We start from the raw sequence: 20,074 nt of genomic DNA on the forward strand, positions 1-20,074 counted from the left end.
GTTCCACAAGTGGTGGTGAGCGTCCAGGCGCACCGTCACGCCGGCCCGGCGTAGCAGGGAGAGAGCAGCCCGCGGGCGACCAGGTCGGTCCACAACTCGTCCGGTGGGCACGGCAGCGCGAGGTTCTGCCGCACCTCGTCGGCCGAACTCATCCCGAGCACGACTCCCAGCACCGCGGGGTGCGTGCGGGGGAACCATGCCGCCGCGGCGGGCAGGGTCGTGCCGTGCCCGCGGCACGCTTCCGCCAGTGCCCGGGTCTTGGCGAGCACCTCGGCCGGGGCCTGGACGTAGTCGTATCGGGCGTCCCGAGGGGGGCTCGCCCGCGCGAGCACACCGGAGTTGAACACGCCGGCGGCGATGATGCCGACCTGCCGCCCTAGGGCAGTGGGCAGCAGGTCGGCCAGCGCGGGCTGCTCCAACAGCGTGAAGCGGCCCGCACACATGACGAGATCGACATCGGTCTCCGCAACGAACCTGGCGAGCATCGCCGACTGGTTCATCCCCACCCCGACCGCGCCGATGACCCCTTGGTCGCGCAGGGCACAGAGCGCGGGGACGGCCTCGGCACTCGCCTGCTCCCAGTGGTCGTCGGGGTCGTGCACGTAAACGATGTCGATCCGGTCCACGCCCAGCCTGCGCAGACTGGCTTCCAGCGACCGCGTCACCCCGCTGCGGCTGTAGTCGCGCACCCGGCACAGCGCGCCCGTCTCGTCGAGCTCCAGCAGCCTGCCGACCTTGGTCGACAGGGTCCGGTGAGGCCGGCCCGCCAGCGCGGCCCCCACCCGGCGCTCGGACAGGCCGAGTCCGTAGTGGGGTGCCGTGTCGTAGTAGCGGATGCCGCCGTCCCACGCCGCGTCGACGGTGGCCCGCGCCCGGTCCTCGCCGATCGGCTCGTAGAGGTCACCGATGGGCGCGCCGCCGAAGCCGATGCCGCTAATCACCACGTCGGGACGACGGGGAAGGCGCACCGCGCCGGGTGCGGTGGTGGTCATCGAGCCTCGATGCCCGCGCCGTTGGCCCGCCAGAGCTCGTACTCGCGCCGGGTCGCCTCGGTGAGCGGGTAGTAGTCGCGCAGCGGTGCGCCCTGGTCGATGCGCATCCGGCTGAACACCTCCCACTCCTCGTGGGCGGCGGCGTCGGCGAGCAAGCGCTCCGCACGGCCGCGGGGCACGACGACCGCACCGTCGTCGTCGGCGACGACGTAGTCGCCGGGCAGCGTGAGCACCCCGCCCACGGCGACGGGCACGTTGTAGGCCCACGGGAACATCTCGGTCTGCGAGGCGTAGTGCGGAGTCGCCCCGGTGCACCAGACCGGCACGTCGAGCTGGCGCACTCTGGGGACGTCCCGGATGCGCCCGTCCACGAGGAGCGCGGCGCCGCCGCGGTTCTTGAAGTAGCGCACGAGCATGTCGCCGAAGCAGCCGGTGGTGTGGCTGCCCCTGGCCTCCACGACGAGGACGTCACCGGGCTGGATCTCGTCGAGAACGGCCCACAGCGCGGTGCTGCGCTCGATGTACTCCTGGGTGACACCGTCGGCGATGTCCTCGCGCTGCGGCATGAACTGCAGCGTCACGGCGCGGCCGACCACCTTCTGGCCCCGGTTGAGCGCGACCGGGCCGTCGATCCAGGTCCGGCGCACGCCCTGGGAGTTCATCCGCGCGCACGCGGTCGCCGCGCTGACCCCGTGGAGCCGGCGGACCAGCTCCGCGTCCGCTACCGGCGGCGTGTCCCCGCGGACCGGGATGTCCCACACCCGGTTCAGCCGGTCGTCGTGGTCGGTACTCATGAGGTCCCCTCGATGGTCGTCGTGCGGTGGCGCGCCGGGTTGGCGCGAACGGTGACGCGCAGGTCGAGCCGGATGCGGGTGCCGGGCGGAAGCTCGACCGCCACCTCGGACGCGCCGACCGCGGCGATCCGGGAAACGGGCCGGCTCGCCGGCGCGGTGTAGGCCGTCGGGGCGCCGGGGTATTCGGTCTCGGCCCCGCTGTAGTGGACTTCGTCGATCCGGTCGGCGCCGAAGCCGCCGGCCCGGACGACGACCCGCCGGGTGCCGGTCCCGGCGAGGTTCACCAGCTCCAGGCAGGTGCGCCCGGCTTCGACGGTGTCGACCAGGGAGGCGACATCCAACGGCAGCCCGGGACGGCCGGTTTCGGCGTCGGCGTAGGACACTCGGAAGGGCAGCAGCCCGCCGTTGAACAGCACCTGCGGAGTGCCCGTAGTCAGCTGCAGCAAAGCCTCGGTGGTGACGGGGTTGTGCCGCTGCCAGTGGTGGATGTCGCGGTCCTTGACCTCCCCGGTGTCGCGGGCGATCAGGGCCAGCCTGCGCCGGACCTGCGAGAGCGCGACGCCGAGGATCTGCTCCGGGTAATCCGGGTTGTCACCCTGGAGGTAGGCGATCCAGGGTGCCTCGTGGCCCGCGTCCTCCTTGTTCCGGAAGTCGCGCACGGTCCGCCAGTCGTAGCCGCCGCGCTCGCGCAGATCGGTGATCCGCTTCCAGTCGGCGTCCGACAGGCTCGTCTGCCACAGCCACACCGGGAAGGTGACCTGCGGCGGCTGGAAGTCGAACCACCCGCCCAGGCCGTACCGGTTGGGGACCAGGAAGGTCGGGGTGGCGGTCTCTTCCCCCAGTTCGGCGGCCCACCGGTCGCGCAGCGGGGTGTCCGAGTCGTCGACCGGCCGGTCGACGCCGAGGTGGTACACCTGGTCGAGCAGGGATCGGGCGAAGTCGAGCCGTCCGGGATCGCCGCTGAGCAGCGCCGCGTTCAGCACGGCGATGCCCACCGCCATCCCGATGGTGTGCAGCCCGTGCGGCCAGGTCCAGCCGTAGTTTCCGCCGTACCAGCGGCCACCGTGCAGCTCGCCGACCTCACCCGCCGGTCCGACGTTGTCGGGCACGATCCCGCCGTTGGCCGCCGCGCGGGCCACCCAGGCGTCGAGGTACTCCAGTGCCCACGCGCGGAACCGCTCGTCGTGCCCGTACAGCCAGGCGTTGGCGGCGAGGCTGGTCGCGGCGAGGTTGACCGCGACGTCACCCTGGCCGAGCCGGTCCCACATCGCCTTGCCCATGGCGTCCGCGTTGGCGGGATCGGCCAGATCTTCCCAGCTGTCCACTCCGGGGACGTCCTCCAGCGGCAGGCCGTAGGGCTGCATGTTGGTCAGCTCAGCGCCGTAGCTGCGCCAGTTCTCGCAGACGCCGTGGCGCGGTCCTCCCCCGCCGTTGTGGGGTGCCCGGATCATCCGGTTGGCCTGGTCGTAGTTCCCCGTCGGCGAGTCCGGCAGGTACAGCTCGGCGAACCGGACGGCGCGGGCGTGGAACGACTCGTCGGCCGGGTCGCCCGCGCACAGCGACAAGAACACGGTCAGCTGCTCGCCGATGTGGAACCAGTCGTAGCCGAGTTCGAATTCGTCGGCGATGTACCCGCGCCGGTCCATCTGCTCGGTGACGGCTTCCCAGTGCCGCTTGGTCACCGCCAGCAGCTCGGCCGAGCCGCCCAGCTGGTAGAGCACGCCCCAGCCGGTGAACGCCTCGTAGAAGTCGTCCGCGCCGTCGCGCGGCTGCATCGAGCCGGTGTAGCGCAGTGAGCCGTCCGGCTCGCAGTAGCGCGCCTCGTACACTCGCCAGGCCTCGTCCAGGGCGTCGAACAACGCCCGCTGGAGCACCGCCCAGGTGGGTGCCACTCCGAGGGGCTCGGTCGCCACGATCCTCGTCATCCCTTGATCGCCCCTGTCGACAGTCCGCCGATGATGTAGCGCTGCAGCAACACGAAGGCGATCAACGGCGGAGCCGCCGCCAGCAGCAGTGTCGGGAAGACCACGGTGTAGTCGGTGCTGTACTGCCCCACCGCCGCGTAGATGCCGGTCGTGATGGTGTACAGGCCGCTGCTCGGGCCCAGGAGGATCTGCGGGTTGGCGAAGTCGTTCCACACCGAGAACGTGTTCAGGATGACCATGGTGGCCGCCACCGGCCGCATCAGCGGGAAGATCACCGACCAGAACGTGCGGTGCGCGCCCGCGCCGTCGATCGTCGCGGCCTCGTCGAGGCTGCGCGGGATCGTGCTGATGTAGCCGGTGTACAGGAACACCGAGAACGGCAGCGTCAGTGCCGTCTCGAACAGGACGAACCCGGGGATGGAGTTCATCAGCCCGAGGAACTTCAGCGTGTAGACGACCGGGATCAGCAAGACCTGGCTGGGGATGAAGGTCCCCGCCACGAAGAGCAGCAGGAGCAGCCGGTACGGCCGCCGGGCCCGGCGGGAGATGACGTAGGACACCGGACAGGCGAGGACGATCGACAACACGTTGACCAGGACGACGAACAGGATCGTCACCGCGTAGCCCTTGACGACGTCGAAGTCCGGATTGGACAGTGCCTTGCCCAGGTACTCGAACGTCAGCAGGTCCGGCGACAGCGAGAAGGGATGGGTGACGATGTCCTGCTGCCCCTTGAACGCGTTCACCACCAGCAGGTACATCGGTACCAGCATCAGCACCGCCACCACACCCGTGAAGCCGAGCTTGAGCGCCTTCACTTCGCCACCGCCTCGTCCGCGCCCGCCCGCAGGCGTGACACCGTCAGTGCCAGCAGGCCCGTCACCACCATCAGCACGACGGACTGGGCCGAGCCGAACCCGAGCGCGCTGTTGGCGAACGAGTCGGACAGGATCAGGTACGCCGCGGTCTGCGTGGAGCCCGCGGGACCGCCGCCGGTGAGCGACACGACGACGTCGTAGGTCTTGAGCAGGGTCACCAGCGACAGCACGATGTTGACCGTCACCACCGGGGCCAGGCTGGGCAGCGTCACGTGCCGGAAGGTCTGCCACCGGGACGCGCCGTCGATCTCCGCGGCCTCCAGCATGTCCTGGGGCACCGTCTGCAACCCGGCGATGTAGAGCACGAGGTTCACGCCGAAGCCGAACCACACGATCACGCCGGTGAGCGTCGCCCTGGCCCACGCCGGATCCGACAGGAACGGCAGGACTTCCCCGCCGACGTCGGTGACGAAGGTGTTCACCACGCCGGTGGTGCCCAGCAGCGCGCTCCACAGGAAACCGACGACCAGCGCGCTGAGGATGTGCGGGTAGAACAGGACCGCCCGCAAGGCGGAGTTGAGCCGGGACTTCCGGTATACGAGCAGCGCGAAGCCGAGGCCGAGGGCGTTCATCAGGACCGTACCGGCCCCGGCGATGATCAGCGTCGTGACCGCCGCGGTGAGCACCTCGCCCACCCGGAAGAGCCGGAAGTAGTTGCCCAGCCCGACGAAGGCGGGGTTCGCGCTGTAGCCGTCCCAGTTCGTCAGGCTCAGGTACACCGAGAGCCCGACCGGGATCACGATCATGACCACGAACAGGGCGAGGGCGGGCAGGACCATGGATGCGGTGGCCAGCCGGGCCCGGGCGGCGATGGCGCGCCGGCCCGGGAGTGCCCGGCCGGGCCGGCGGACCGGACCCGCGCCCGCGGCGGGTCCGGTCCTCACCGACAGGAGGTTCCGCGTCATCGGTGCGACGCCATCCAGCTGTCGATCCCTGCGGCCACGTCCGCGGGCGACTTGCCGGTGTACAGGCCCTGGACCTGCTTGTTCCACTCGGTGTTGAAGCCCGCGGGCAGGCGGACCGAGCCGAGCCCCTCGGGGTGCGGGACCTGCTTCGGCGCGGCGTCCAGCAGGCCCTGCACCTCGGTGCCGGTTCCTTCTGGATCGCGGCCTTGTCGGTCGTCAGGTACTTGACCAGCTCGACGACCAGATCCTTCTTCTTGGTGCCCTTGGTGATCATGTACGGCATCGCGACGCTCACTCCCATCGGCGCGCTCGCGGCGGCCCCGGTCGCCGGTGGCGCGGCGAACGCACCGACCGGGAACGACGGCTTGCTGCTGTCGGCCGTGGCGACGAACCAGCTCCCGAGGACGTACATCGCGGACTGCCCTGGAAGAAGTTGGCCGGCGCGGTCTTCTCGTCCAGGCCCAGCGCGTTCTTGTCGAGGTAGCCCTTGTCGAGCCAGCTCTTGTAGCGTTCGAGGATCGGCAGGTAGGACTGGCCCGGAGTGGTCTTCCCCGCCAGCACGTCGGCGTACCAGGCGGGGTTCTGGCCGAACACGGTCGCGTCGGCGAGCTCGGTGACCTGGGTGCCGGTCACAAAGCTGCCGCCCGCGGTGCGCAACGGCAGGTAACCGGCGTCCTTCAGCTTGCCCATGGCGGTCTCGAACTCGTCGAGCGTGGCCGGCGCCTTCGCGATGCCGGCCTTGGCGAAGGCATCCTTGTTGTAGAACACCAGGTTCTGCGCCTGGACGCCCACGCCGACCGAGCAGGTCTTGCCGTCCACTTTCGCCTCGTCGACCAGCGGGGTGTCCTTGGCCCACGGCTGGTCGCTCAAGTCCAGCATCTGCGGGGCCAGCGTCTTGTCCGCGCTCAGCGTCTCGACGACGTCCGGCGCGTCACCCGCGGCCAGCAGACGCGGCAGCGCCTCCTTCACCGACGGGGTGCCCGGCTCGATCTTCACCGTGACACCCGGGTGCGCGTCCTCGAACGGCTTGACCACCTGGCGCCAGAAGTCCTTGGTCAGGTTCGAGGTGACGTTGACGAGCACGCGCACCTCGCCGGTCTGGGCCGAGCCGGAGTCGGATGAATCCTTGAACCCGGAGCCACAGGCCGACAGGGCGAGCAGCCCCGCCGCGGTGACGGCGGCGACGAGCCGTCTACTGACAGAACGTGACATTTGGGTCCTCCACTTGCTGCCGGTCTCGGGCCCGAAACCGCTCCGTCCCATGGCGGTAACACTCGCGTTCGGTGAGGGGAGACGATGCAGCGGGTTCGCCGAAGTTGTCAATGAATAGGTGGTGATAAGGGGCGGTCGAGTCATAAGTCCGTCGACCAACTCTGGACATCCGACTGTGCGCGCTGGACCATCGCCAACTATGCCGGTCCCCGGACGTCCCCCCGCACCGCTGGTGCTCTCCGCGACAGAGCGTCGCCAGCTCGCAGAGCTCGCCGACTCCGTCGACAGTCCCAACCTCGCCTTACGCGCTAAAATCGTCCTGTTGTGCGCTGACGGCCGGGCCAACAAGGACGTCGCCACCGCCCTCGACATCACCCCCGCGACGGTCGGCAAGTGGCGGCAGCGGTTCGTCCGCCTGGGAGCCGGCGGCCTGCGCGACGGCGTGCGCGGCGGACGGCCGCGCCTGCTCGACGGGACCCGGCTGAATGGTGACAGCCGCCCCGCCAGCACCCGGGAGCTGGCCGCCCGGTTCGGGGTGTCGCAGTCGACGATTTCCCGGCGCACCCGCGACACGACCGTGCACCGGCACCCGCGGCTGCCGGATCCCGTCCCGGTGGTCGCGCGCGAAGCCACGCTGCTGTCGGACCACGTGTATGAGGCTGTGCGCGGCTGGATCATCACCGGGCAGCTGCCGCCCGGTTCCCGGATCGTGGAGTCCGATGTGGCCGGAGCGCTGGGGACCAGCCAGACCCCGGCCCGCGAGGCCATCCGCAGGCTCGCCTTGGAGGGGCTGATCACTCACCGTCCTCGGCTCGGAAATTTCGTCACCGAGATCTCCCAGGTCGAAGCCCGTGAGGCCCGGGAGGCACGTGTGCTGTTGGAGACCGCCGCCGCCCGCCGGGCCACCGGCAGGCTGACCCCGACCGAGGTCAGCAGGCTCCGGCTGGAGGTCACGCACATGAGAAATGCCGCGAAGAGCAACGACATCGTCGCGTTCCGCGAGGCCGACCTGCGGTTCCATCGGCTGGTGTGCGCGCTCGGGGGGAACTCGATGCTGCTGCGCCTGTGGACGACCATCGAGCCCGCGCTGTGGCAGCTGCAGGTCGTGTCCAGCGCGATGTTCACCGGCGACTGGAACCTGATGGCGGCCCGGCACGGCGAACTCGTCGACGCGTTGGCGGGCCACGATCCCAACGAGGCGGTACGCCTGTTCACCGCCCACGGCATGGGGCAGTCCTCGACCACACGCCCGCGCCGCTCCGGCCCGGCGACGCCATGAGGCCGGCGGAAACCGCCTACTGGGCACGAAAACCCCGGCGCCGGCCGCGAGCACGACCGCCACCCGCGACCGCACTCCCGCTGTTACCCGCTCGTTCGGCGTTTTCGCGCCCGCCCGCACCCCTGTTTTCCCTTGCCAGACAGTCGAATTACCAGGATGTGACTTGGTGACACGCGAAGTGAAATCCTTGAGGAAGATCATCACCATGCTGGCGGGTGCCGCGGTGGTGACGGCCGCGGCCGTCACCTTCGCGCCCGGTGCGGCGGCGGCGGCGACCGATGTCTCCGTGGCGACGACCGGGAGCGACACCACGGGTGACGGAACGGCCGCGCACCCGTGGAAGACGGTGCAGAAGGCCCGTGACTCGATCCGCAGCCTGCTGCCCGCCATGACAGCGGACATCAGGGTGAATCTCGCGCCGGGCAGTTACAACCAGACCAGCACGATCGAGTTCACCGACGCCGACTCCGGCCGCAACGGCCACCACGTGGTCTACCGGTCCAGCGGCGGCACCGGCAGCGCCCAGCTGGTCGGCGGGACACCGGCGACCGGGTGGTCGCCATACCAGAACGGCATCTACCGGACGAACATCGGCGCGAGCAAGTCGGTCAACACCCTCTACGTCGACGGCGACCGGGCGACCCTGGCGCGATTCCCAAACCGGCAGGACGACGCCGACTACCCGATGGCCCAGGCGCCGTACGTGAACTCGCCCGGTGTGGCCGGGTCCTACACCCAGCTGAGCTACAACGCGGGCGATCTCGCCGGTGTCGACTTTTCCGATCTGTCGACCATGACTGTCGGTTTGTGGCCGGGCGGCGGACTGGACTGGGCTTGGTACACCGAGCGCACCCCCATCGCGAGCGTCGACACGACCGCGCGGGTGATCACCCTGGCCCGTAGCGCCCGCTACACCTTGCAGAAGTCGCGGTTCTTCGTCCAAGGCGCGCTGAGTCTGCTCGACGCGGCGGACGAGTACTTCTACGACAAGGCCTCCGGGTACCTGTACTACAAGCCGAAGTCCGGCACCATGGCCGGCAAGACCGTCATCGTGCCCGCGGTGCAGAAGCTGGTCTCCGTGCGCGGCAGCTCGGCATCGGCACCCGCGCACGACATCACCTTCGACGGCCTGACCATCCGCGACACCGACTTCACCGCCGACTTCCGGCACGGGTGGGCCAACGCCGGGGACTCCGGTGAGGGCCACGAGTACCCTCGCTACGACCGGCAGATCAACCTGCCGCAGCACCGGGTCGGCATGGTGTTCCTGGAGAACACCGACAACGTGACCGTCACCGGCTCACACCTCACCAACGCGGGGTACTCCGCGATCTACCTGCTGAAAACCAACCACGACAACACCTTCAGCAACAACTGGATCGACAGGATCGGTCACTCCGGCTTCTTCCTCGAAGGCCAGTACCCCGGCGAAGGCGACACCCAGTACGGGAACACGGTGTCCAACTCGGTCATTTCGCAGGTCGGTGAGCTGGTCGGCTCCGCATCCGGCGTGGTCCTCGCCGACTCCAGCCGTAACACGGTGTCCCATCTGGACATCTTCGACACGCCGAGGTATGCGACAGCGATCTACGCGGACCGCGACGTCGACCCTGACAGTGATGACTACGCCAGGGACAACCTGATCGAGTACGTCAAGGTGCACGACGCCGCCCAGGACAGCGGCGACACCGCTCCGGTGTACATGTTCGGCATCTCCGACACTCAGCCTTACGCCACGAACAGGGTCAACCAGGTCACGATCACCGGCGTCCGGGCACACCCGTCCATGAAAGACTATTCGCCGATGGGCGTGTACACCGACAACGACTCGTTTGGACAGACGTTCTCGAACATCCAAGTCTTCGACACCCAGGGCGCCCAGTTCCACTCGAACGACTCGGGTTCGCACATCGTGAACAACGTCAGCTGGGCGGCGGGCTTCGACGCCTCGGCGATGCAGTACGCCGGCATCGGCGTCGACTCGTCCTTCCCCTACCCCGGGGCGGCGAACTTCACCGGCGGATTCACCAACGGGCTGGCGAACTGGTCCACGGGCAAGGGCACGCCGGGCACCAGCTCCACGGTGACCCACGGCGGTGGGTCGAGCTTCGCTCAGTCCGGTGACACCAGCGTCATCCACACCGGCTTCGTCCAGGCCCAGCGCAAGCGGGTGTCGGTGTGGTTCCACGACGACACGAGCCAGTCCTCGCTCGACGCGATGGCCCGGGTCGACAAGGACGGCTGGGACGGTCCCGAGTGGCGCGCGCTCGGCGTCCGGACCGCCACCTCCGCGGACAAGTACGTCTACCGGTCCGGCGCCACCACGACGGCGACCTCGGTGACGCGCACGACGGGGTGGCACGAGTTCACTTTCGACTACACCTCCGGCACCGGCGTGGACCTTTTCATCGACGGCCGGCTCGTCGCCTCCCCGACCGGGGTCACCGAGTTCGACGGCATCGCGCTCGGCGACTGGTGGGCCGACTCGGCCGCGGGCACCGCCTACTGGGACGACATCAGTGTCGCCTCGTTCGCCCAGGACTTCGAGCACGGCCTGGGCACCTTCACCGCGGCCAAGGGCACCGCCACCCTGACGGCCGCCGGCCGGAGCGGCGCGGCGTCCTACCGCACCGACGAGGACACCGACGTCATCACCACCAAGCTGGGCGGCAAGAAGTACCAGCTCGCCTCGGTGTGGTTCTACGACGACGCGGCCGACACCAGCGTCCAGTCCATGGCGCGGGTGGACGAGGGTCCGTCCGAGGGCGCGGGCTGGCGAGGTCTCGGCGTCAACACCTCGGTGTCGGCCACCGACTACGTCTTCCGGATCGACGGCACCAGCACAGCCAGTGCCGTGCCCCGGACGACCGGATGGCACCGCGCCACCTGGGACTACCGGTCCGGTGCGGGAGTCACCATGTCGATCGACGGCCAGGCCGTCACGACCGCGGCGGGCGTCCGCCAGTTCGACACGATCTCCCTGGGCGACTGGTGGGTCGACGGCAATGTGAGCCCGGTCCACTGGGACAACGTGGTGGTCTCGAACAGCTGACGAACACGGCCCGCGGTAGGTGTTTCACGCCCACCGCGGGCCTTCCCCTGCCACTCACAACAGGAGTGCTGACATCGCTCTCTAGCATGCGCCCAGGCGCATCGGCTCGCTGAACCGGCGGAGTCTTGACGCGTGGGTGCTCGAGCCGGTCACGTCGCGTCGCCCGTGACGGCCGAGAGCAGGAATCCCGGTCCACGCCGATGGGTGGCTATCTCGGCGTATCCGGCGCGGGCGAAGAGATCCTTGATCCCGCGCGGTGGCCCGCCGGAAGGCGGGGTGAACGCACACACCACTCTCGCGGCGCGGCGCAGGACCCGTCGCAACTCGGTCAGGCCGGCGAGCGGATCGGGCCAGAAGTGCAGATTGTCGATCATCATCGCTGCGTCGAAGCTGTCGACAGGGAACGGTAAATCCTCGGCGTGGGCCTCGACGAGGGTAACGCGCCCGTCGCGGATGGCCGTGGCGTTGCGGCGTTCGGCGTGCCGGTGCATCACCTGCGATGGGTCGACCCCGGTGACATGCCCGCGCGGAACGGCCTCTGCGAGCGTCGCGATGCCGATGCCCGGGCCGAAGCCGATTTCGAGGATGCGTGCGGCGGGATCGTCGATGGCGAGGAGGGCGGCCGCTTGTCGCGCCATGGGTTGGCCGGTGCGGGCCATCAATCGGGCGCCCGCCTCCCCCGGCCGCCCGTCGGGGTGGACGAACATCCGGTACATGTCACACATGGCCACGCCTGCCTGGGAGAACCCCGATGGAGGCCACGTGGCAGCCGGGCATGGTGGGTCCGGCCGGTCGCCGGCAGGCCGGAACCGTCGACGACCGGCGGCAGTGGGCTTCACAGGCCGACATCGGCCAGCCATTGGCTGGTGGTCCGGGGCGTCAGGTCGAGCAACTTCTGCGCGGAGCGTTCGGGCACGATCGAGCGGTCCGGTAGCGTGTCCGTCACCCGGTAGCTCTCCGCCACACCGGCTGCCGGGCCGTCGCCGAACAACGGCGCGATGGAGGCGCGGAAGGCGTCGGGACTGATCGCTTCGTAGGCCACCTGGCGGCCGAGCCGGTCGCCGAACGCGTCGGCCAAGTCCGGTCCGGTGATCGCCGGATACTGCCCGACGGAGACGACCCCGGAGATGTCCGGGCGCTGGAACAGGGCGGCTGCGGCATCGGCGATGTCCAAATGAGAGGCCCACGAGACGGCGAAATCGACCCGCAGCGGGTAGCGCAGCACACCCTCCGCGCGAACCGCTTCCAACACGGTGGGCAGCAGCAGGTTCTCGAAGAAGAGCTGGGGCTCGATCACCGCGTAGGACACTCCGCTGCCGGCCAGCCCATCCGCCAGGACGGAAACCGGGCCGTCGCCCAGCACCTGGTAACCGGCACTGCCCGCACCGGCGGGTGCGCCGCTCGCGGAGAACACCACACGCGCCGGCCGGGCCTCCTCGACCGCGGCGACGATGTTGTGCGCATAGGCGAGGCGGTCCTCTTCGGACGCGATCGGCAGGTGAACGAAAACACCGTCAGCGCCACGATAGACCCGCGCCAGTTCCTCGGCCGAGGAACAGTCGGCGGACACCACCTGAGCGTGGGGTACGACGGCGTCCGCGTTGCGGGTCAGAGCGGTTACGGCCTTGCCCGCGGCAGCGAGGGCTGAGACGACAGGGGCACCTTGGGCGCCGGTGGCGCCGTGGATCACATAGGTCATGGATCCATTAGTGCATGACATGCATTGGTTACATCAACTGCACTAATGGGCTAGAATGGAAAATGTGACGAAACCCTGCCTCCCCGAGTGCGGCGTCGCCCGGTTCCTCACCCTGCTCAACGGGCCCTGGGCGACGCTCATCGTGCGCGAACTCCTGCACGGCCCGCACCGCTTCACGGAACTGCGCGACGCCCTGCCGGGGATCAGCCCGCACACCTTGACCAGCCGGCTGCGCCAGTTCGAGGACCACGGCATCATCACCCGCACCGCCTACGCCGAGATCCCCCCGCGCGTCGAGTACCGGCTCACCCCGCTCGGCGAAGGACTCCGTGACGTGCTCGAAGCCATGGCCGCTTGGGCCGAGTCCATCCCGGCCCAGCTGTCGGGCGAACCGGCGGCCTTCACGAAGGGCCGTCGTCGCCCGGCGCCAGCGCGAAACGCTGCCGATACGACGTCGGAGTCGTCGAGTACGCACTGACGAAGTTCTGCCGGAACGTGACGACGCTGGCGAACCCGCACGCGGCGGCGACCCGGGCGATGGGCGTGCTCGTGGTTTCGAGCAGGTGCCGGGCCTCGTCGAGACGGCGAGCGAGGACCCAGCGCGCGGGGGTGGAGCCGGTGACTTCGGCGAACCGGCGGGTGAAGTTGCGCCGGCTCATGCCGGCGTGGGTGGCGAGGTCGTCGACGGACAGCCGCCGGTCCAGGCGGCCGAGCGCCCAGTCGATCGTCGGACCCAGGTGCGCGACGCCCTCCGGCTCGGGGATGGGGCGCTCGACGTACTGCGCCTGGCCGCCCTCGCGGTGCGGCGCGACGACGAGGTGCCGGGCCACGGAAGCGGCGGCCGCCGAGCCCAGGTGAGTGCGGACGATGTGCAGGCAGGCGTCGATCGCCGAGGCGGTACCGGCGGAGGTGAGCACGTCCCCGTGGTCGACATAGAGGGCTGCGGCATTGATCGTCACCTCGGGACGCCGCTTCCCCAGCCGGTCGACCGCGGCCCAGTGGGTGACGACCTCCCGGCCGTCGAGCAGCCCGGTGTCGACCACGGGAAAGGCACCGAGGCACAGGCCGGCAATGCGGCTCCCGCGGGCGTGGGCCGCGCGGATCCGCGCTTTGAGGCCCTCCCCGGCCGGCGGGAGGTCGTCGGGCCAGGACGGAAGGACGACGAGGTCGGCTTGCTCGATCACTTCCGGCCCGGCCACGTCGTCCACGCGCAACCCCTCCGCGGTCCGGATGCCGTGCCCGTCGTCGGTCCACACCGTGGGGGTCCATCCGGGCGCCAGTTCTTGCCGGCCGACTTCGCCGAAGATCAGCAACGGAGCGGCGAGGTGGAACATCGTCACGCCGTCGAAGGCGTGAACGGCAACTCGCATTTCTGGCCCAATCTCATCGAAAGATGTCGTTTGCGCCACTCACGCTACCTGAACTCGCCGGGCGAAGGTGGTGCTGACAACTCGTCACCGCACCGAGGAGAGAACTGATGGCCGCGCCGCGCCGAGCACTGATCGTCGTCGATGTCCAGGGTGAATACTTCGACGGGACACTCCAGATCCAAGCCCCGCCACGGGAAGCGACGCTCGCCAACGTGGTGCGCGCACTCGAGGTCGCCGAACGCGAGAACCTGCCGGTCGTCATCGTGCAGCACCAGCTGCCCGAGGGGGCACCCGTCTTCGGCAAGGGAAGCCCGAGCTGGTCGCTGCACCCGGAGATCGAGCAGCGGGTACAGCCGGCCTGGAAGCGCGTCGTCAAGGAGAAGAGCAGTGTCTTCGCCGGCACCGACGTCGCGGCGTGGCTGGCCGGCCACGACGTCGACACCGTGACCATCGTCGGCTACATGACGAACAACTGTGACATCGCGACGGCCGTCGGGGCCGAGGAACTGGGACTGGCGGCCGAGGTGTTGTCCGACGCGTCGGGCGTCATCCACCTTGCCAACGAAGCAGGAAAGGTGCCTGCCGCGAAGCTCCACGAGGTCCTGTTGGTGCTCCTGCAGTCGAACTTCGCCGCGGTCGCGACCACCGAGGCGTGGGCTGCCGCCGTGGGGGCGGGCGAGCCGCTCCCCAAGAGCGACCTCGGCACCTCGGCGATGCAGGGACGAGCAGCGTTCGCCGGCTAGCCATCCCGGCCATGCGCGGCGAAGCCGGCCTCCGTTGTTTCACCATTTCCGACACGACCGGGTCCACCGCGGAGCTGGCACAAATTTTCGATTGAGCGACCAGACCCGAAAGTGTGCCGAATATCCCCAGGACGAGTGTCGTGAATCACAGCGACCATTGGTTACGTTGAGGTAACCGATGCCGCTCGGTCAGCCTGGACGCACTCGAAAACCCCGGAAAGGAACGTTCGATGGCTGGCTCGCCCCACCCGATCGATGTGGTCAACAAGTACTTCGACGCCTTGTCCGCCAAGGACTTCGCCACGGTCGCCGGCCTGTTCGCCGATGACGTCGTCTGGCACCAGCCGGGCGGCCACCGGTTCTCCGGCACGCACCGCGGCAGTGGCGTGGTCGGTCAGATGCTCGGCGGGATGATGACCGTCAGCGAAGGCACGTTCGAGCTCGCGGTGACGGGTGCCCCCATGGTCAACGGTGCGATCGTGGCGGTTCCCATTCACTTCGGCGGCAAGCGCGAGGGAGCGGCGATGTCGCAGGACGGCGTCGATCTCCTGCGCATCGAAGGCGACCGGGTCGCCGAGGTGTGGCTGTTCTCCTCCGACCCCGAGTCCGAGGACGCGTTCTGGGGCGCGGCCTGAGCACCGGCCGAGGCGGGGCCGCTTCTCCGGAATGCGGCCCGGCCTCGGCCGGGCACGGGTCACCTGCCGGTGTCGTAGGCGGCCCGTGCCGTGAGGACCTCTTCGGCGTGCTCCTCCGCCCAGCGGCCGATCGCCTGCAGGGGTGCGTGCAGCGTGCGCCCGAGCTCCGTCAGCTCGTACTCGACCCTGGGCGGCATCTCGGCGTGGACGTGGCGCACGACCAGCCCGTCCCGTTCCAGGCTCCGCAGGGTCTCGGTGAGGACCTTCGCGCTGATTCCCTCGACCTTGGTGCGCAGTTCACCGAAGCGCCGGGCGCCCCGGCCGAGCGCGATCACCACCATGGCCGTCCACTTGTTGTCCATCCGCGCCAGAGACACCCGGGTCGACCAGATCGCGGTGGACGTGGTCCACTCCGCCTTGTTCACCATGGTTCACATCCGCTCGTTGATCACGGTGAAGTGATCGGCCAAGTGACCCGAGCATAGGACACCATCGATGTCTCATCACCCCGACTTCGACGTGCTGACCCGCACCTGCCCGTCGCGGACGTCGTTGGCTCGCATCGCGAACAAGTGGACGGCCATGGTGGTGACCGCCCTGGGCGACGAGAAGCTGCGCTTCACCGAACTCCGGACCGCGGTGACGGGGATCAGCAACAAGGTCCTGACCGTCACCCTGCGTGACCTCGAGCGTGACGGCCTCGTCGCTCGTCACGTCCACGAGGAGAAGCCGCCGAGGGTCGAATACGAGCTGACCGAACTGGGCCACACCTTGCTCGCCCCCTTGGCGGCGCTGTGGCGCTGGGCCGACGAGCACACGGGCAAGGTGCTCGCGGCCCGCGAGAGCTACGACGCCCGCAGGTGACGCCGAGCGCCCGGCCGAACTACCATCACGACTCCAAGGAAGATACTTCGGCGGAAGCGAAGCATGGTCGACTTGAAGTTGGTGTTCCGCGAGCTGGTCAAGTTCGAGATCGAGCTGTGGGACGCGATCGACGCGCGGCTGCGGTCGGAGTGCGACCTCCAGCTCACCTGGTTCGAAGTCATGCAGCTGCTCGGCCGGCTTCCGGAGGCCCGCGTGCAGGACATCGCGGCGGAGTTCTCCATCACGGTGGGTGGCACCAGCAAGGTCGTCGACCGTCTCGAAGCGGCCGGTCTTTGCCGGCGCCGCCCGAACCCGAACGACCGGCGGTCCTCGGTGATCGAGCTGACCGCGAAAGGGCGGCGCCTGCTGGGCAAAGCCGCCGTGGTCTTCGAAGAGGAACTGCAAGCCCGACTCGGCGACGTGCTCCCCGAACGGTCGCTCGAGCAACTTCGGCAGACCCTCACCACGCTGCGCAGCGCCGGGCGCTCCCGCCGACACCCCTGACCCGCACTCGGCCCCCGTCTTCGCCGCAGACACGGCGGCGGGCGGCTGTGCTACTCTCCGGACATGAGCATTCCATGGAATCTACTTCCGCGGAACTCACCGTCGTGCAGCAGGTCACCGATGCCGCCGGCATCACGTTCGGCCGGCTGCGCGACAGTTCCGGTCATCTCTGGTCGATGATGTGAGAAGGGAACCGTCCACTTTGCCCGAGGAGAGCCCCATGCCCGGTGACATCCCGGACACCGCCAGGCAGCGCACCGATCCGATGGCGATCGAGGTGCGCGGCGCACGGGTGCACAACCTCAAGGACGTCGACGTATCGGTGCCCCTGCGGCAGATGGTCGCCATCGTGGGCGTGTCGGGTTCGGGGAAGTCGTCGCTCGCGCTCGGGGTGCTGTACGCGGAAGGGTCGCGGCGGTACGTGGAAGCGCTCTCGACCTACACCCGCCGGCGGGCTGTCCCAGTCCGCACGGGCGACTGTGGACAGTGTCGAGCACGTCCCGGCCGCGCTGGCCCTGCGGCAGCGGCCCGGCGTTCCCGGGGTCAGGTCGACGTTCGGCACGTCGACGGAGCTGCTGAACGTGCTGCGCCTCATGTTTTCCCGGCTGGGATCGCACCGGTGCCCGAACGGGCACCGGCAGGCGCCGACCATCGACGTGGCGCTCAACCTGAATCTGACCTGCCCCGAGTGCCGGGTGGAGTTCTACCCGCCGGGCGCGGAGTCGATGGCCTTCAACTCCGACGGAGCGTGCCCGCGCTGCACCGGCACGGGCCTGGTGCGGGAAGTCGACGAGGCCACTTTGGTCCCCGACCCGTCCCGGTCGATCAGTGACGGCGCCGTGGCACCCTGGTCGATGTTCGGGTTGACCGTGATGCCGCAGGTGGTCGCCGAGTTCGACGTCCGCACGGACGTGCCGTACGCCGAACTCACCGACCGCGAACGGAAGATCGTGATGCACGGCCCGGCGGAAAAGCGGCACATCAGCGTGCCCTCGAAGAACGGCAAGCTGTTCGAGCTGAACTTCACCTACCGCAACGCCCGCCAAGCCGTGCAGGAAGCGCTGAACAACGCCACCAGCGAGCGTGGCCTGAGCCGCGTCAACAAGTTCCTCAGCGTCCAGGTCTGCCCCGCTTGTCACGGCACCCGGCTCAGCGAGGAAGTCCGTTCCACCCTGGTGGACGGCATCAACCTCGCCGAAGCCACGGCGAAGACCTTGGACGAGATCCTCGTCTGGGCCCCGGGCGTCGTCCCCACCTTGCCCGCGTCGCGGCGATCGGCAAGGACCCTGCCTCGCTCCTGGGCGGTTTCCTCGACGGCCGGGAACCGGTCGTGATCCGGGAGCGGGCCGCCCCAGACCAGGTGTTCGCCCTCGGGACGGTGCGGCTCTCGACCGATCCCCTGCACACCGTGCACGCCCTCGACCTCGAACTGCCGGCCGGGCGGCTCACCGCGGTCACCGGGGTGCCCGGGTCGGGCAAGACCACGCTCGTGCTCGACAGCCTGGTCCCGGCACTCGTGGCGCACACGACCGGGAGCGCGCTACCGTCCCACGTCCACGCAGTGGACGCGGCTCGCATCACCCGGGTGAACGTCGTCGACGCCACCCCGATCGGCGTCAACGTGCGCTCGACCGTCGCGACCTACAGCGGCGTCCTCGACGACCTCCGCCGCGCCTACGCCCAGACCCCCGAGGCGCGCGAACTCGGCCTGTCGGCCGGCGACTTCTCGTACAACACCGGCTCCCTCAAGTGCCCTCGCTGCGAAGGCACCGGACAGGTCTCGCTCGACGTCCAGTTCCTCCCCGACATCGACATCGTCTGCCCCGAGTGCGACGGCTCCCGGTACTCGCCGGAGGCCGACCCGATCCGACGCACACCGTCCCACGGCGACACCGACGACGCACTCACCCTGCCCGAAGTGCTCGCGCTGACCGTCGCGCAAGCCATGGACCGCATCGGCGACATCCGCCGCATCCACACCCGCCTCCAGGCGCTCATCGACCTCGGCCTCGGCTACCTGACACTCGACGAAGCCACCCCCGCCCTCTCGGGCGGCGAAGCGCAACGGCTCAAGCTCGCCTCCGAACTCCACCGCAACCAGTCCGACGCCCTCTTCATCTTCGACGAGCCCAGCGTCGGCCTGCATCCGCTGGACGTGCGGACCCTGCTCGAGGTCCTGGGGCGCCTGACCGGCAACGGCGCCACCGTCGTCGTCATCGAACACGACCTCGACATGATCGCGAACGCCGACCACGTCATCGACCTGGGACCCGGCGGCGGCGAACTCGGCGGCGACATCGTCGCGACCGGTACGCCCGACGAGATCGCCGACACCGCCGTCAGCACCACCGGCCGCTACCTCCGCGCACACCTCACCCGGGCTGCACGCTGAAGGTCACCACGGCGGCGGTCCGCTGCTGCCCTGCTCTGACGCCCGCCTCGCCGAACGACTGCCGGACCGTGGTCAGCGGGCAGGATCACGGCCGCTCGGCCAGGTCATCGAACCCGGTCCGGTCGTTCCCGCGAACACCGCCCTCACGGCCTGATGTTCGCTCTCTTGATCGAACGGACATGCCTTTGGTTCCAGCCGTCAAAGCAAATGGGTGGCCGTCGATCACAATGCACATCACGGCAGCGGGTCCCGACGCTTGCCGCGGTCGGCGAGGCGACCCCGTCGACGCCATGAGCGTGAACAAGCCCAGAGCCCTGACCTGGGCTTATTCACGCCCACTTCGACTCGAACCTGAAGCCTCCCGGTTAACTGGAGGTTCTAGACGCGGGTCGCCCTCAGTCGATCTAGCTGAGATGTTTGCATTCGCTCATGCCCCGATTCGGCGTCAATCGTCGTCAATCGTCGCCGTTTATGGAGCATAACTGCTCCCTCGTTTGTGATCATCAGGAACTGATCGGCCGCTCCCCGACTGTCGCAACTACGGCCTGCAACAGGTTGCGATCCTCCCGTTCAGGGACGGCCAGCGCCTGGGTGCTCGGCGACTCGAGCCTCAAGGTGATCCGATTGCGATCCTCGCCGGCCGCGGACGACCAGCGCTTGCGTCGAGGAGGATGTCCCGCGCCTCCGACGCGGCCTCCTTGTTGCAATTCCTCGCTCGCCGTCCGCGGCGAGCGCTGCCTTTCATGACCAGGCAGCTTCTCAACAAAGGGGCAGGCGACCAAGCTGCAGTAGTGGAGGGCCCAGTCAAGACCTGAAGGATGCTTCCAGCA

General features: G+C 69.1%; 19 protein-coding genes and 1 pseudogene. 9 read left to right on the forward strand and 11 right to left on the reverse strand.

All coding sequences use genetic code 11. The features are described 5' to 3' along the window. Positions 1-35: 35 nt before the first annotated feature. The 7 genes and pseudogenes from CF165_RS44595 to CF165_RS44625 all read right to left on the reverse strand — a co-directional run. The gene (locus CF165_RS44595) at positions 36-992 is read right to left on the reverse strand and encodes an aldo/keto reductase (protein ID WP_093953650.1); all 957 of its coding nucleotides are present in this window, start codon (positions 990-992) and stop codon (positions 36-38) included. Then, positions 989-1,786: an RraA family protein gene (locus tag CF165_RS44600; protein WP_093953651.1), complete on the reverse strand. Its 798-nt coding sequence runs from the start codon at positions 1,784-1,786 to the stop codon at positions 989-991. The genes CF165_RS44595 and CF165_RS44600 overlap by 4 nt, the downstream gene beginning before the upstream one ends. Beyond that, complete coding sequence (locus tag CF165_RS44605) at positions 1,783-3,711, reverse strand: DUF8034 domain-containing protein (protein WP_093953652.1); 1,929 nt, start codon at positions 3,709-3,711, stop codon at positions 1,783-1,785. Before CF165_RS44605 ends, CF165_RS44600 begins: the two co-directional genes overlap by 4 nt. Further along, the gene (locus tag CF165_RS44610) at positions 3,708-4,529 is read right to left on the reverse strand and encodes a carbohydrate ABC transporter permease (protein ID WP_205661172.1); all 822 of its coding nucleotides are present in this window, start codon (positions 4,527-4,529) and stop codon (positions 3,708-3,710) included. The genes CF165_RS44605 and CF165_RS44610 overlap by 4 nt, the downstream gene beginning before the upstream one ends. Next, a complete protein-coding gene (locus tag CF165_RS44615) occupies positions 4,526-5,473 on the reverse strand; it encodes a carbohydrate ABC transporter permease (RefSeq protein WP_205661173.1) in 948 nt (315 codons plus the stop codon). Before CF165_RS44615 ends, CF165_RS44610 begins: the two co-directional genes overlap by 4 nt. A 17-nt stretch (positions 5,474-5,490) precedes the next feature. Continuing rightward, positions 5,491-5,670, reverse strand: coding sequence for a hypothetical protein (locus tag CF165_RS44620; protein ID WP_093953653.1), 180 nt, complete (start codon positions 5,668-5,670; stop codon positions 5,491-5,493). A gap of 83 nt (positions 5,671-5,753) precedes the next feature. Further along, a pseudogene (locus tag CF165_RS44625) lies at positions 5,754-6,850 on the reverse strand (ABC transporter substrate-binding protein); the annotation flags it as partial. Between the two features lie 55 nt (positions 6,851-6,905). On the opposite strand from CF165_RS44625, the gene CF165_RS44630 reads away from it, so the two are divergent. After that, the gene (locus CF165_RS44630) at positions 6,906-7,985 is read left to right on the forward strand and encodes an FCD domain-containing protein (protein ID WP_093953655.1); all 1,080 of its coding nucleotides are present in this window, start codon (positions 6,906-6,908) and stop codon (positions 7,983-7,985) included. Between the two features lie 187 nt (positions 7,986-8,172). Beyond that, positions 8,173-11,037: a right-handed parallel beta-helix repeat-containing protein gene (locus tag CF165_RS44635; protein ID WP_143268830.1), complete on the forward strand. Its 2,865-nt coding sequence runs from the start codon at positions 8,173-8,175 to the stop codon at positions 11,035-11,037. A gap of 149 nt (positions 11,038-11,186) precedes the next feature. On the opposite strand, the gene CF165_RS44640 is transcribed toward CF165_RS44635, so the two are convergent. Continuing rightward, on the reverse strand, positions 11,187-11,753 hold the full coding sequence (locus CF165_RS44640) for a class I SAM-dependent methyltransferase (protein WP_158226923.1): 567 nt from the start codon (positions 11,751-11,753) through the stop codon (positions 11,187-11,189). Positions 11,754-11,872: 119 nt separating this feature from the next. Continuing rightward, positions 11,873-12,736: an SDR family oxidoreductase gene (locus CF165_RS44645; protein WP_093953658.1), complete on the reverse strand. Its 864-nt coding sequence runs from the start codon at positions 12,734-12,736 to the stop codon at positions 11,873-11,875. A gap of 64 nt (positions 12,737-12,800) precedes the next feature. Between CF165_RS44645 and CF165_RS44650 the strand changes: the two genes are divergently transcribed. Then, the gene (locus CF165_RS44650) at positions 12,801-13,214 is read left to right on the forward strand and encodes a winged helix-turn-helix transcriptional regulator (RefSeq protein WP_093953659.1); all 414 of its coding nucleotides are present in this window, start codon (positions 12,801-12,803) and stop codon (positions 13,212-13,214) included. Here the strand turns inward: CF165_RS44650 and CF165_RS44655 are convergent. Next, on the reverse strand, positions 13,138-14,106 hold the full coding sequence (locus tag CF165_RS44655) for a GlxA family transcriptional regulator (protein ID WP_093953660.1): 969 nt from the start codon (positions 14,104-14,106) through the stop codon (positions 13,138-13,140). The two genes, CF165_RS44650 and CF165_RS44655, sit on opposite strands and share 77 nt — an antisense overlap. Positions 14,107-14,213: 107 nt before the next feature. Here CF165_RS44655 and CF165_RS44660 point away from each other — a divergent pair, with 107 nt between their 5' ends. Further along, the gene (locus tag CF165_RS44660; RefSeq protein ID WP_093953661.1) at positions 14,214-14,849 is read left to right on the forward strand and encodes an isochorismatase family protein; all 636 of its coding nucleotides are present in this window, start codon (positions 14,214-14,216) and stop codon (positions 14,847-14,849) included. Positions 14,850-15,079: 230 nt separating this feature from the next. Further along, positions 15,080-15,484: a nuclear transport factor 2 family protein gene (locus CF165_RS44665; RefSeq protein WP_093953662.1), complete on the forward strand. Its 405-nt coding sequence runs from the start codon at positions 15,080-15,082 to the stop codon at positions 15,482-15,484. A 59-nt stretch (positions 15,485-15,543) separates the two neighbouring features. Here the strand turns inward: CF165_RS44665 and CF165_RS44670 are convergent, their stop codons facing one another. Further along, positions 15,544-15,912, reverse strand: coding sequence for a winged helix-turn-helix transcriptional regulator (locus tag CF165_RS44670; protein ID WP_093953663.1), 369 nt, complete (start codon positions 15,910-15,912; stop codon positions 15,544-15,546). A 67-nt stretch (positions 15,913-15,979) separates the two neighbouring features. On the opposite strand from CF165_RS44670, the gene CF165_RS44675 reads away from it, so the two are divergent. The 4 genes from CF165_RS44675 to CF165_RS52240 all read left to right on the forward strand — a co-directional run bounded on the left by CF165_RS44675 (position 15,980) and on the right by CF165_RS52240 (position 19,244). Further along, positions 15,980-16,348, forward strand: coding sequence for a winged helix-turn-helix transcriptional regulator (locus tag CF165_RS44675; RefSeq protein ID WP_093953664.1), 369 nt, complete (start codon positions 15,980-15,982; stop codon positions 16,346-16,348). Positions 16,349-16,411: 63 nt separating this feature from the next. Beyond that, a complete protein-coding gene (locus tag CF165_RS44680; RefSeq protein WP_093953665.1) occupies positions 16,412-16,852 on the forward strand; it encodes a MarR family winged helix-turn-helix transcriptional regulator in 441 nt (146 codons plus the stop codon). A 479-nt stretch (positions 16,853-17,331) separates the two neighbouring features. Then, on the forward strand, positions 17,332-18,186 hold the full coding sequence (locus CF165_RS52235; protein WP_205661174.1) for an excinuclease ABC subunit UvrA: 855 nt from the start codon (positions 17,332-17,334) through the stop codon (positions 18,184-18,186). After that, complete coding sequence (locus CF165_RS52240; RefSeq protein ID WP_205661175.1) at positions 18,183-19,244, forward strand: AAA family ATPase; 1,062 nt, start codon at positions 18,183-18,185, stop codon at positions 19,242-19,244. The genes CF165_RS52235 and CF165_RS52240 overlap by 4 nt, the downstream gene beginning before the upstream one ends. The last annotated feature ends 830 nt before the right edge of the window (positions 19,245-20,074 follow it).

Source organism: Amycolatopsis vastitatis (assembly GCF_002234595.1).
GTDB lineage: Bacteria > Actinomycetota > Actinomycetes > Mycobacteriales > Pseudonocardiaceae > Amycolatopsis > Amycolatopsis vastitatis.

Excerpts from the sequence above, each read along its gene's own strand:
- CF165_RS44660 (WP_093953661.1), top strand. The coding sequence starts at position 14,214 with ATGGCCGCGCCGCGCCGAGCACTGATCGTCGTCGATGTCCAGGGTGAA.
- CF165_RS44680 (WP_093953665.1), top strand. The coding sequence starts at position 16,412 with ATGGTCGACTTGAAGTTGGTGTTCCGCGAGCTGGTCAAGTTCGAGATC.
- CF165_RS44665 (WP_093953662.1), top strand. The coding sequence starts at position 15,080 with ATGGCTGGCTCGCCCCACCCGATCGATGTGGTCAACAAGTACTTCGAC.
- CF165_RS44595 (WP_093953650.1), bottom strand. The coding sequence starts at position 992 with ATGACCACCACCGCACCCGGCGCGGTGCGCCTTCCCCGTCGTCCCGAC.
- CF165_RS44600 (WP_093953651.1), bottom strand. The coding sequence starts at position 1,786 with ATGAGTACCGACCACGACGACCGGCTGAACCGGGTGTGGGACATCCCG.
- CF165_RS44655 (WP_093953660.1), bottom strand. The coding sequence starts at position 14,106 with ATGCGAGTTGCCGTTCACGCCTTCGACGGCGTGACGATGTTCCACCTC.
- CF165_RS44630 (WP_093953655.1), top strand. The coding sequence starts at position 6,906 with ATGCCGGTCCCCGGACGTCCCCCCGCACCGCTGGTGCTCTCCGCGACA.
- CF165_RS44640 (WP_158226923.1), bottom strand. The coding sequence starts at position 11,753 with ATGTACCGGATGTTCGTCCACCCCGACGGGCGGCCGGGGGAGGCGGGC.
- CF165_RS44605 (WP_093953652.1), bottom strand. The coding sequence starts at position 3,711 with ATGACGAGGATCGTGGCGACCGAGCCCCTCGGAGTGGCACCCACCTGG.
- CF165_RS44675 (WP_093953664.1), top strand. The coding sequence starts at position 15,980 with ATGTCTCATCACCCCGACTTCGACGTGCTGACCCGCACCTGCCCGTCG.
- CF165_RS44670 (WP_093953663.1), bottom strand. The coding sequence starts at position 15,912 with ATGGTGAACAAGGCGGAGTGGACCACGTCCACCGCGATCTGGTCGACC.
- CF165_RS44645 (WP_093953658.1), bottom strand. The coding sequence starts at position 12,736 with ATGACCTATGTGATCCACGGCGCCACCGGCGCCCAAGGTGCCCCTGTC.